At 37.1% G+C, this 11,909-nt stretch carries 9 protein-coding genes; 3 read left to right on the forward strand and 6 right to left on the reverse strand.

What is annotated here, in order from left to right; genetic code table 11:
- The first annotated feature begins 77 nt into the window (after positions 1-77).
- The 3 genes from IGK86_RS03275 (at position 78) to IGK86_RS03285 (ending at position 6,294) form a co-directional block, all read left to right on the forward strand.
- Positions 78-2,783 carry a YhgE/Pip domain-containing protein gene (locus tag IGK86_RS03275; protein WP_080120674.1) on the forward strand — a complete coding sequence of 902 codons (2,706 nt, stop codon included), beginning with the start codon at positions 78-80 and terminating at the stop codon, positions 2,781-2,783.
- A gap of 220 nt (positions 2,784-3,003) precedes the next feature.
- Positions 3,004-4,173, forward strand: a complete 1,170-nt coding sequence (locus tag IGK86_RS03280; protein ID WP_002391646.1) for a cation diffusion facilitator family transporter — start codon at positions 3,004-3,006, stop codon at positions 4,171-4,173.
- A gap of 297 nt (positions 4,174-4,470) precedes the next feature.
- On the forward strand, positions 4,471-6,294 hold the full coding sequence (locus tag IGK86_RS03285; protein WP_002379167.1) for an APC family permease: 1,824 nt from the start codon (positions 4,471-4,473) through the stop codon (positions 6,292-6,294).
- Positions 6,295-6,330: 36 nt separating this feature from the next.
- Here IGK86_RS03285 and IGK86_RS03290 read toward each other — a convergent pair whose 3' ends face one another.
- The 6 genes from IGK86_RS03290 to IGK86_RS03315 all read right to left on the reverse strand — a co-directional run bounded on the left by IGK86_RS03290 (position 6,331) and on the right by IGK86_RS03315 (position 11,805).
- The gene (locus tag IGK86_RS03290) at positions 6,331-6,795 is read right to left on the reverse strand and encodes a GNAT family N-acetyltransferase (protein ID WP_002361333.1); all 465 of its coding nucleotides are present in this window, start codon (positions 6,793-6,795) and stop codon (positions 6,331-6,333) included.
- Positions 6,796-6,866: 71 nt separating this feature from the next.
- Positions 6,867-7,529 carry an ABC transporter permease gene (locus tag IGK86_RS03295; RefSeq protein WP_002363261.1) on the reverse strand — a complete coding sequence of 221 codons (663 nt, stop codon included), beginning with the start codon at positions 7,527-7,529 and terminating at the stop codon, positions 6,867-6,869.
- A gap of 3 nt (positions 7,530-7,532) precedes the next feature.
- Positions 7,533-8,453 carry an osmoprotectant ABC transporter substrate-binding protein gene (locus IGK86_RS03300; RefSeq protein WP_033625275.1) on the reverse strand — a complete coding sequence of 307 codons (921 nt, stop codon included), beginning with the start codon at positions 8,451-8,453 and terminating at the stop codon, positions 7,533-7,535.
- 2 nt (positions 8,454-8,455) lie between these two features.
- A complete protein-coding gene (locus IGK86_RS03305; protein WP_002355744.1) occupies positions 8,456-9,091 on the reverse strand; it encodes an ABC transporter permease in 636 nt (211 codons plus the stop codon).
- A gap of 3 nt (positions 9,092-9,094) precedes the next feature.
- A complete protein-coding gene (locus IGK86_RS03310; protein ID WP_002355745.1) occupies positions 9,095-10,288 on the reverse strand; it encodes a betaine/proline/choline family ABC transporter ATP-binding protein in 1,194 nt (397 codons plus the stop codon).
- Between the two features lie 626 nt (positions 10,289-10,914).
- Positions 10,915-11,805 carry a ring-cleaving dioxygenase gene (locus tag IGK86_RS03315; RefSeq protein WP_002355746.1) on the reverse strand — a complete coding sequence of 297 codons (891 nt, stop codon included), beginning with the start codon at positions 11,803-11,805 and terminating at the stop codon, positions 10,915-10,917.
- Between the last annotated feature and the right edge of the window lie 104 nt (positions 11,806-11,909).

The raw sequence follows: 11,909 nt of genomic DNA on the forward strand, positions 1-11,909 counted from the left end.
ACATTCAAGCTTTTGTTTGTTATTCTCTTGTATTTTATGCTAAAGTTATTCAGGCACAAAAAAAAGCAGGTGATTTTATGAAACATATAAAAAATACATGGGAACTATTTATTTTAGATTGGAAAAGAATTTTTAAAAACCCAGTAGCAACATTTTTGATTGTTGCCTTAATGATTATTCCATCATTATATGCATGGTTTAACATTAAAGCACTATGGGATCCGTATTCAAATACAGGAGAGTTACCAATAGCGGTCTATAGTGATGACCAAACAGCAACTTTTCAAGATAAATCGGTCAATATTGGTGATGAAGTCTTGAAAAACTTGAAGAAAAACAAGCAATTAGGTTGGCGTTTTGTTGATTCGAAAAAGGAATTAGACAAAGGGGTCCAATCAGGAAAATATTTTGCCGGGATTTATTTACCTAAAGATTTTTCCAAGGATTTGCTAAGTTTTACTTCTGGTGATATCAATAAACCTAAAATTGAATACTCAATTAACGAAAAAATTAATGCAATTGCGCCGAAAATTACGTCAAAAGGCGCTTCTTCCATTCAGTCACAAATTTCGGAAGAATTCATTAAAACGGCAAGTAGTACGTTAATCAAAACATTCAATGATATTGGCTATGATATTGATAAAAACATGGTCAGCATTCAAAAAGTTAAGAGCATGATTTTAGATACAGATGCCAACATTGGAACCATTGATACGTATGCAAAACAAGTCACAGACTTACATGGTAAGATGCCAGAGCTAAAAGAAAAATTAGCGAAAGCCAACGATGCGATGAAATATTTACCTGAAGTTGATGCTTTAGGAGAGAAGATTGTTGAGCTAAATGGCAAAATGCCAAGCATCAAAGAACAAGCTAGTGTTATTTTGACGTTACAAGAAAAAATTCCAGAAATTCAAAACGCTGGCCGACAAATTGCTATGATTGATGAAGACTTTGCCTCTGTGGAACAAACAATGAGCGAAGGAATCCAAGAAGCAAAACAAGGATTAGAAATCATTCAACAAGTCCAAACGGCGTTACCAGATATTCGTAAACTAGGTGATCAAGCCAATGATTTAGGGAATGTCACATTAGATGGCGCCAATAAATTGCAAGAGGCGTTACCCAGCATTACGAATAGCGTTGAAGTGACTTTGAAATCTATCCAGCAAGTTGCTACAACAACAACTTCTGTAGTCGCGACTATTCGTCAAGCGTTAGATGATGGACAGTTAACGCCAGAAGAAAAACAACATATTAATGAAGTAGTACAAGATTTCACAACTAATATCCAACGGCAACAGCAAGCAATTAGTAATCTTATAGAATTTATGCAAAAGATTCAAGAAAATGCCGGTAATCATGACTTAGATGAGACTATTCGTCAACTTACTAATTTAAGTACTTTATTAGGAGATTTTAGTAATCGATTAAATGAACTAAATAACTATGTACAGAATAATGATTTACAAAGTGCAAAGAAATTGCTAGACGAAATTGATGCAGCAGCGAAAAATATTGCTGGGATAGCTGGAGCAATTAAAGCAGATGAAATTAGTAACACTGTTAATACAGTCACAAGTAAATTAATTGCTACCATCCAAAACGCTCAAGGTCAACTAAACAAAGCGCAACAAATTGACTTTGAAGGGTTATTGAGCTCAACAAGTCAAACGGTCACTAATGCGATTTCTTTATTAGAAAAATATCAAGCTGAAATGCCAGCAATTAAACAAGAAATTCATGATGCGAATACGATGTTGAATGGCAATATGGAAACCATTGTCAATGGCATTAATCGTGGTGCTGATTTGTATAAAAACGATTTACCAGTCATTCAAGACAAAGTCAGCAAAGCGGCAGCCTTTATGCAAAATGACTATCCAGGTATCCGAAAAGATTTAACGAATACCTTGAAAACAGTCAATGAGAAAATGCCAGATGTTGAAGCGGCCTTAGACAAAGCCAACGAACTAATTATTAATGATTGGCCAAATATCAAAACAGGATTACACAAAGCAGCGAATGCAATCCGTAAAGGTGAAAAAGAAGTTGATTTAGGTGAAATTCTTAAATTACTAAAATTAGATGCCAATAAAGAAAGTGACTTCTTTACGCAACCAGTTGAAGTCAAAGAACATGCTGTTTATCCGATTGCTAATAATGGTTCGGCAAGTACCCCATTCTATACAGCTTTGTGTTTATGGGTTGGTGCTGTATTATTCTCAAGTGTTGCGACAACGGATGTTTATCTTGAAGGAAAAGATAAAAAACGCTTCTCTAAACGGGAACAATTTTCAGCGCGGATGTTTACCTTCATTGTCATGGGGGTTGGTCAAGCACTGATTGTAACCTTAGGTAATTACTTTGCGTTAGGCGTAGATGTTCGTAATCCAGCGTATAGTGTCTGGTTTGCGGTATTGATTGCCATTACGTTTATGATAATGGTTTATGTGCTCGTTGCTCTCTTTGGCAATGTAGGGAAAGGAATTGCGATAATAATCTTGGTACTATCCATCTCTGGTGGGGGTGGGAACTACCCAATTCAAGTCTCAGGTAAATTCTTCCAAATGATTAATCCGTTCTTGCCGTTTACGCATGCCGTGAACTTGCTAAGGGAATCAGCAGGAGGCATTTACTGGCCAAATGCTTGGTTTGCCATTTGGATTATGGTGGGGATTTCAGTCGTCTTTAGTATTGGCGGTGCAATTCTTTATCCACATCTGGAACACAGATCGAAAAAATTTGCGGCTTTAGCACAAAAGAGCCATTTATTCCATTAAAAAACAAAAAGCTGAAAACGTCTCTAGCGTTTTCGGCTTTTTGTTTTTCTTTATTTTCAAGGCAACCCTAACAAAGAAGTTTTGGGGGCTCTTGCTTTTGACTTTTTGGCAATGCTAAATAATAAAATCTCCCTCAGAAAGTGAGGTTTTTTGTGTACAAATGTATAAAAAGGTTTTATAGTATTTTTTTAAGAAATAAAAAGTGGGTAGGGGTTGTAAAATGATTCAAGCATTGCTTCAACGATATGAGAAAAAAATTGAACGTCGTAAATTGGAAAAACGAACAGCATTCGGTGCTTTTGCCGGGCGGATTGGGCTTGTTTCTAATTTATTTTTATTCGTTAGTAAATTTATGATTGGCTTGCTTTCAGGTAGTGTTTCAATCATGGCAGATGCCATTAATAGCTTGTCCGATACTATTTCTTCAGTTTTAACATTAGTCGGTTTTTATATTGCTGGTAAGCCAGCGGATAAAGAACATCCCTATGGCCATGAACGTTTTGAATATATTAGTGGAATGCTTGTATCATTAGTGATTACGTTTATTGGGTTTGAGTTTCTAACGACCTCCGTTGATCGCATCCTGCATCCAGAATCAATCAAGGTGACACCCATTTTATTTGCTGTTTTAGCTTTATCAATTGGGATTAAAATTTGGCAAGGGCTGTTTTACAAAAAAGTATCAGCAAAAATTGATTCTCAAGCATTAGTTGCTTCTGCTAAGGATAGCTTTAATGATGTTTATACTACATTAGCTGTTTTGGTTTCTGCATTTATTGAAGGCGTCACTGGTTTGCGAATTGATGGATATATTGGTTTTTTAATTGCTGCATATATTATTTATAGTGGCTTGCAGTTAATTCGCGAATTTATTAATGAGTTGATGGGCATGCGTCCGAGCCAAACAGAAATTGATGAAATGAAGAATGTCTTATCAAAAATGGAAACAATTGTAGGGTATCACGATTTACTGATTCATAATTATGGTCCTAGCCAAACGTTTGCGTCTGTTCACATTGAAATTGATGATCGCTGGGATTTAAATAAAGCCCATCAGACAATCGATGCGATTGAAGCGAAGTTTAAAGAAGAATTGGATGTTAACCTTGTTTGTCATATTGATCCAGTGAATTTGTATGACCCAACACAACAATTTGTTCATCAAACAATCAAAAAGATTATTCGTTCTTTTGACGCGTCTTTAAAAGTCCATGATATCCGCTTAGTTACCCATGGCGAAGAGCCGAAGATTTTGTTCGACTTGGTTTTGCCTACAGAATCAAAATTATCTGAATTTGAACTGGGTGTGGAAATTCAGCGGCAAGTTTATGAAAAAATTGGTCGTTATAAAGTGGAAATTACCTTCGATCATACGTACTTGTTACAATAAAAGGGAATAATTAACTAAGTTTTCAAGCGAGAGCCAAAAGGTCAAATAGACTTTTAGCTCTCGCTTTTTTGTATAGAGAATGCAAATCCTTTTGTTATCTGGATTCTCTTGATAAGATAAAGGAAGCGGGGGACTTTAAATGAGTGTCTGATTAAAAAAAGATGGTGATTTTTTTATCTTTTTCAGTAACAAAAATCAATTGACTTTTCATTGTGAGAAGCGTAGCATATGGATTTGTTTGATAAAAAATAATGAAAAAAGTGAGCGGGTCACTCTAGAGAAAAGGAGTAGAAAAAAATGGCGGATTTAAAACGACTGTTCATTGGGAAACCATTGAAATCAGCCGAAAATGATGAACATAAATTAAGCAGATTTGCAGCGCTTGCGTTGTTATCTTCTGATGCACTTTCATCCATTGCGTATGGTACAGAACAAATAGTGGTGGTTCTGGTTACTTTGTCGGCGGCTGCGATTTGGTATTCATTGCCAATTGCTGCATTTGTTATTATTTTACTTATTTCTTTAACATTGTCGTACCGACAAATTATTCATGCGTATCCGCATGGCGGCGGCGCATACGTTGTTAGTAGTGAAAACCTCGGCAGAAATGCCGGTTTATTGGCTGGTGGTTCGTTGTTAGTCGATTATATGCTAACAGTAGCCGTTTCAGTTTCAGCGGGCGCAGAGGCGATTATATCGGCGATTCCAGCGTTATATGGTCATCAAGTAGCAATTTCTATTGGGATTGTGATATTGATTACCTTAATGAACTTGAGAGGCCTGCGAGAATCTGCTTCGTTCTTAATGTTGCCAGTGTATAGTTTTATCGCAATTATTACCTTACTGATTGTTGTTGGGCTATTTAAAATTGTGACTGGCGCACAGCCATTGAATGCGACAGCTTTACCAGGAGCCGTGGTTCCAGGAATTTCTATTGCCTTAGTTTTACGGGCGTTTTCATCTGGTTCTTCTTCCTTAACAGGGGTTGAAGCAATCAGTAATGCAGTGCCATTCTTTAAGAAACCACGAGCAAAAAATGCTGCTGGGACGTTAGCGTTAATGGCAACGATTTTAGGGTTCTTCTTCGTGGGGATTACATTTATTAACTATTGGTATGGGATTGTGCCAAAAGAAGAAGTGACAGTTCTTTCACAAATTGGGAAAGCGGTCTTTGGTCAAAATATTTTATATTATTTATTACAGTTTGCGACAGCCTTAATTTTAGCGGTTGCCGCTAACACAGGATTCTCAGCCTTTCCAGTTTTGGCTTATAACTTAGCCAAAGATAAGTTTATGCCGCATATGTATATGGATCGTGGCGACCGTTTAGGCTATTCAAATGGTATTTTAACTTTAGCTGCTGGTTCCATTGTTTTATTATTGATTTTCCAAGGTTCCACAGAACGTTTAATCCCATTGTATTCAATTGGTGTGTTTATTCCGTTTGCTTTGTCTCAATCGGGGATGGTTGTAAAATGGCGAAAAGAAACTAAAAATTGGTTGCCAAAATCAATTGCTAACATTGTCGGCGCCTTTATCTCTTTCGCGATTATCGCCATTTTGTTTATTTATCGATTAGGGGACATCTGGCCGTTCTTTATTATTATGCCAGTGTTGATTTATGCATTTTATCGGGTCAATACTCACTATAAAAATGTGGCGGAACAGCTACGTTTAGAAGACGGGGCACAGTTACATGAGTTTGACGGGAATACAGTTATTGTTTTAGTAGGGAACGTAACCAAGGCAAATGTCGGCGCCTTGAACTATGCGCGTTCCATTGGTGATTATGTTGTTGCCATGCATGTCTCAATGGATGAAAACGTTGAGAAGGAAAAAGAAATCCAGGAAGAGTTTAAAAAACACTTCCCGGACGTTCGTCTATCAATTGTCCATTCTTCGTATCGCTCACTGCAAAACCCTATCTTACGTTATGTTGATTTGGTTAGTAAAAATGCCACGAAGCATAACTACAGTACAACGGTTTTAGTACCACAATTTGTACCAAATAAACGTTGGCAAAATATTTTGCATAACCAAACAAGTTTACGTTTGCGGATTCGTTTAGCGTGGCGGGAAAATATTATTGTGGCTACCTATAGTTATCACTTGAAAAAATAAATAAAAAAATCTGCCATCTTTTGATGGCAGATTTTTTTATTGACGTAATTGTTTTTGATAAATTCTAGCGCAAGACTGCTCTTCAGTGGTTACCATTGTCAAAAATTCCCAGTCATATCTTTCATAAAAAGTAGTATGGTCTGTGAGCAAATAAAGCTTTTTAAATCCAGAATTAGCAAGAAAATCACCAACTGTTGTTAAAAGAATTCCTGCTAAGCCTTGGTGACGAAATGTTGGTTCGACATACAATGCACAAAGGTTTGGCGTAAGGTCTGCACGATTGTGGAAGTCATTATCAATTACGCCCACGCCTGCAACGATGTCCTGCTGTTTATTCAAGCAGACCCACCAATGTGGTACGTGGTTTTCGCTAGTTAGCATTTCCTGCATACTTGCTTGATACGCTTCAGCGGGGATTTGCCACTTTTGGCTAAACCATTGAGCAGCTGACGGAATTAAGTGTGGTTGTTGGTTTAAATCGATAATAGTATAGTTAGACATTATTAATCTCCTAGATAAAAGAACAGATCCCATTGAAAAGAAACAATGTTGGATCTGCTCTGCATTTTTTATTAATTGGAATGTTTGCTAGCTGGGTCTAAACGCCGTTCAATAATCCCTAGAACCCAATCTGTGATAATCGCCATAAAGGCCGTTGGTAAGGCACCGACTAAAATGATAGAAGCACCATCTGTGGCATTGGTTCCACGAATAATAATATCCCCTAAACCACCAGCACCAACGAAAGCACCAATCGCAGTAATCCCGATTGCGACGACTAACGCATTTCGAATACCTGCCATGATTACTGAAACAGATAAAGGTAACTCGACCATATAAAGAAGTTGTACTTTTGTCATACCCATTCCTTTACCAACATCTAAAATATTGCGATCCACTTGAATCATGCCAGTGTACGTATTCTTGATAATTGGTAGGAGAGAATAAAGGAAGACTGTTACAACCACCGTGTTGACACCTAAGCCCATCCCCAACATTAAAATCGAAAGCATTGCCAAAGCTGGTACTGTTTGGATAATGTTCGCTAAACGGATAATCCAGTTGGCTAAGCTACGTTTACGTGAAATCATAATCCCGATAGGAATCCCGACAATTGCAGCAAAGATTACGCCATAAATCGAAATTAAAAAGTGACGTAAAAATTGTTGAAAGACGTAGCCGCCATTTTGTTGGAAATAGTAGATAAATTGTTGGAATAAATTCATATTATTCATCTGTTACTCCCCCTCAAAATAGTTATTTTCTTTTAAGAAACGTTCGGCTACGACTGCAGGTTCAATTAAATCATTATCTGCTTGATAGTTCAATTCTTGCATTTTTTTGGTAGAAATTTTACCATCTAAGCGATTTAAGACATCTTTAATTTCCGGCGTTTCTTTTAATAATTTGTCACTAACCACAGGAGCGGCATCATAAGGCGGGAAGAAGCGCTTGTCATCTTTTAACATGACTAAATCGTAACTACCAATCCGGCCATCTGTTGAGTAACCTAAGATGACGTCCATTTTTCCAGCGTTGACTGCATCGTACACCAAGCCAATTTGCATTGGTAAAATAGATTTAAATTGGAAGTTGTATTCCTTTTTAAAGCCTTCATAACCGTCGCCTTCACGTGTGATCCACGCAGTATCGACACCAGCAACTAATTTGTCTGCGACTTTCCCTAAATCACTGACTGTTTTTAAATTGTATTTCTCAGCCGTTTCTTTTGTAACTAAGAATACATAAGTATTTTCAAATCCATATGAAGGGAACCAAGTTTGTTGATAACGTTTTTCAAATTCTGATTGAACTAGATTGAATGCTTTTTTAGGGTCTTTTTCCGCTGGCAAACCAAGCGTAGTAGTCACGTCAGTACCAGTATAACGAGCAGCAGAAATTGAGGCATCTCCGTTTATCATTGCTTGGTGATTGATGGTAGTAGTGGCTAAGTTGTTAATCACATTTGTTTTTTTATCTGTGTAATGCTCAACCATATCCGCTACAATGCTCCCTAAAATCTGCGCTTCTGAAGTAATCCCACCTGTAATGGCAACAGTGTTATCATCAGAAGTTGAAGCGAGACCAGGTAAAGAACAACCTGCCAATAAAAGTAAACTGCTTAAGAAGAGTAAGCTTAACTTGAGTTTCTTTTTCATCATTATTCGCCCTCCCTTAAAGCTTTTGGCGTTAAACGATTTTCTAATAATCCAAGAAGAACATCTGCTAAAAGTGCTAAAATAGTTACTGGAATAGTCCCGCCAAAGATTAATTCTGGCTGATAGTTATTTAATCCACTGAAAATCATATCACCAAGACCACCTGCACCAATATAAGAAGCCAGTGTAGCCCAAGCAATGACATAGACAGCAGCTAAACGAATGCCGGCCATAATTGTTGGCATGGCAATGGGTAATTCAACACTAAAAATAGACTGTAAATTGGTCATGCCCATGCCTTTAGCAACATCTCGGTAATTTTCATCGACATTTTTCATTCCGATATACGTGTTTCTTAAAATAGGTAGAAGGGAATAGATGAATAGCGCGATAATAGCGGGTGTTTTGCCGACACCAAAAATTGGAATCATCAAAGCTAATAAAGCCAACGAAGGAACCGTTTGTAAGGCACTTGTTAAACCAATGACAATATTGGCTACTTTGGGCAAACGTGTTAACCAAACGCCAACGGGTACAGCGATAGCGACCCCTAATAAAAGTGCAAAGAATGAAATATAAATATGTTCAATACTTTTTGAAATCATTTCTGATCCATATTCTTGAAAGAAGCTACTCATTGCTTACGCCTCCTCTTTATCAGTTTCGGACTCGCTTTGTTTTGCTTCTACAGCTTCACTAATCGTTGTTTCATCGCCCCAGATAACATCATAAACAATGTCAACAAGGGAAGCACGTGTTAAGATGCCCACCACTCGTTTTTGTTCATCAACGACTGGCACATATTTTAAGCCACGTTTTAAGATTCTTTGTAAAGCATCACGTAAAAGAGCGGTTTTTTGAACAAAGAAGACATCTTTATTCAAGATATCACCAACGCTAGAAGCTTTGCCACGTTGCTGGTCTAATGTTTCAACATCGATAAAGCCTTTAAGCACATGGGAATTATCAACAACTAATAAGGTATCAACCCGTTTTTCACGCATCAATTTAATCGCTTCTTGTAAAGATTTTTCCGGCGTGATAGTAATAGCTGAATTTAACATGACTTCATCAACAGTGGTGAAATCAGGTTTGGCTTGTAATAAGCGATCTTCTCCGATGAGTTCTTCTACAAATTCATTGGCTGGATGACGTAAAATATTATCTGGTGTGTCAAATTGAATTACTTTGCCTTCGCTCATAATGGCAATTTTATTTGCTAATTTCAACGCTTCATCCATATCATGGGTAACAAAGACAATCGTTTTTCCTAAACGTTCTTGCAAATCTTTCACTAAATCTTGTAATGAATCACGGGTGATAGGATCTAAAGCACCAAAAGGTTCATCCATTAGAATAATATCTTGATTGGCAGCTAAAGCCCGCACAACGCCGATTCTTTGTTGTTGTCCCCCAGAAAGTTCATTGGGATAGCGGTCCAACATTTCTCGTGGTAACTCAACCAAATCAATCATTTTTTCGGCTATCTTATTGCGTTCTTCCACAGGTACTTTTAATAATTTAGGCACTAAAACGATATTTTCACGAATGGTCATGTGAGGCATCAAGCCGATATTTTGAATGACATAGCCAATTTGGCGACGTAGCTCTACAGGATTGATTTTTTGAATATCTTGGCCATCAATTAAAATTTTTCCTTTTGAAGGGTCGGTCATGCGGTTAAGCATCCGCATTGATGTTGTTTTTCCACTACCACTTGTTCCGATGAAGCAGATAAATTCACCTTTATCGAAAGACAAATTAATGTCATCAACGGCGACTTTTCCGCCTTTATAAAATTTTGATACATGCTGAAATTCTATCAACTTACTCACCTCAACTAAATATTTTGAAAATGTATCTTATTACTAGTATGCTATAAAAATGCGATTTCGACAAATGTAATCTATTTTTAATGGGAAAAAGAAGGCGGTAAATTTTTTTTAATTCGTTCTAAAAAAAAGAAAAGATAACTATTGTTTAGTAAAAGTTATCTGAACGAAACAAGATGTTAAAAAGAGTATTCTGAGAAGGAAGAAAAGCCGCTATAACAAAGAAAAGTGTCCTTTGTAGCAAGTTGACGGGAGCTGAGTTTTTCATTAGAATGGAAAGAGAACAAGGGAATAAAATAAAAAAAGGCGCTTCATGATTTAGCGGCAACTAAATCACGAAGCCTTGAATAGTCACCTGTGCAAGTGGACCATCAAGTTGCCCGTTCAATCAATGGAAACCATTGATCACTTTTATTTTACTGAATTTTTGAAAAAATTACCAGTTTTTTTAAGAAGTAAGAAGTGGAAGAACGAAGGATGCTTTTTATGGAATGTGCAATGACGTTCAGAAAAATCTGAAGGTCATTTTTTATTCTCTTGTTCAAACATTCAAACATAGGGGAAGAGAGACGGACGTAATTTTGTCACCGATTATTACGTCCGTCTTCCGTTGTTTTCTAAAGCGTTGGTTACATGTCTTTGTAGAGGTTGGCTTCAATTGCAGTCCGTTTTGGTTCTAAAAAAGGCGGTAAAGCCAATGTTTCCCCTAAATGTTCCAGAGGCTCATCCAATGTAAAGCCAGGAGTCAAAGTAGCAAATTCAACCCGATTCCCGCCTGGTTCACGAATGTATAAACTTTTAAAATATCCACGACTTACATACATTTCAATTTCCCAGCCTTGTGCTAAAGCGCGCGTGTGTAGTTCTTGTAATGCTTCATCATCAGCCACAGAAAAAGCAATATGATCCATACTGCCACGCCCCATTCGGCTTGTTTTATCCGACGTTGTTTGATGAACAGAAAAGCTTTCCGTCTCACTTAAAATAATCGTATTGCCAACTGCTTGCCAACCAAGAAATGTTTCAAAAAAGGCCAAGGTTTTTTCAGAATCTGGCACATGAAATTCAGTAGAGGCCAAACCGATAATTTGAACCGCTGCTGGAATGTCGTTAGAAACAACGAGTGTTTCTTTTAATGGATTTTCAGGAACTTCTGTCAGGATAATATGCGTATCATCTGGATCACTGAAATGTAGGCTCTTTTCTTTTTTGTTAAATGGAATTTTGTTTTCTGTTAAACGTTGTTCCCAAAAGGAAAGGCTGTTTTGGGGAATTTTTAAGCCAATCGTGGCTAAATAATTTTTTTCTTCATAGCGGTTGCCTAATAAGGGCACGATAAAAAAAGTTACTAAGCTTCCCGGCGTGCCTTGATAATCGCCATAAAAATAATGAGGCATGCGATTGTTGTCTTGATTGACGGTATTTTTGACAAAACGTAAGCCTAACAATTTTGTATAGAATGATTGGTTTTCTTGACCATGACGCGCTAATAGTGAAACATGATGAAATTGAGCATGCATTTTGAGTTCCTCCTCTAAATAACTATGTATACTTACTTAAAGTAAGTATAGTGCTTCTGACATTTTTTGACAACTATTTAGTTTGATTCAGAAGGCTGACATAG

It is taken from the genome of Enterococcus sp. DIV1206 (assembly GCF_051712485.1).
In the GTDB taxonomy this organism is placed as follows: Bacteria; Bacillota; Bacilli; order Lactobacillales; family Enterococcaceae; genus Enterococcus; species Enterococcus faecalis.

What these genes read in the sequence shown, in the direction of transcription:
- IGK86_RS03275 (WP_080120674.1), top strand. Translation starts at nt 78, where the DNA reads ATGAAACATATAAAAAATACATGGGAACTATTTATTTTAGATTGGAAA.
- IGK86_RS03280 (WP_002391646.1), top strand. Translation starts at nt 3,004, where the DNA reads ATGATTCAAGCATTGCTTCAACGATATGAGAAAAAAATTGAACGTCGT.
- IGK86_RS03285 (WP_002379167.1), top strand. Translation starts at nt 4,471, where the DNA reads ATGGCGGATTTAAAACGACTGTTCATTGGGAAACCATTGAAATCAGCC.
- IGK86_RS03290 (WP_002361333.1), bottom strand. Translation starts at nt 6,795, where the DNA reads ATGTCTAACTATACTATTATCGATTTAAACCAACAACCACACTTAATT.
- IGK86_RS03295 (WP_002363261.1), bottom strand. Translation starts at nt 7,529, where the DNA reads ATGAATAATATGAATTTATTCCAACAATTTATCTACTATTTCCAACAA.
- IGK86_RS03300 (WP_033625275.1), bottom strand. Translation starts at nt 8,453, where the DNA reads ATGAAAAAGAAACTCAAGTTAAGCTTACTCTTCTTAAGCAGTTTACTT.
- IGK86_RS03305 (WP_002355744.1), bottom strand. Translation starts at nt 9,091, where the DNA reads ATGAGTAGCTTCTTTCAAGAATATGGATCAGAAATGATTTCAAAAAGT.
- IGK86_RS03315 (WP_002355746.1), bottom strand. Translation starts at nt 11,805, where the DNA reads ATGCATGCTCAATTTCATCATGTTTCACTATTAGCGCGTCATGGTCAA.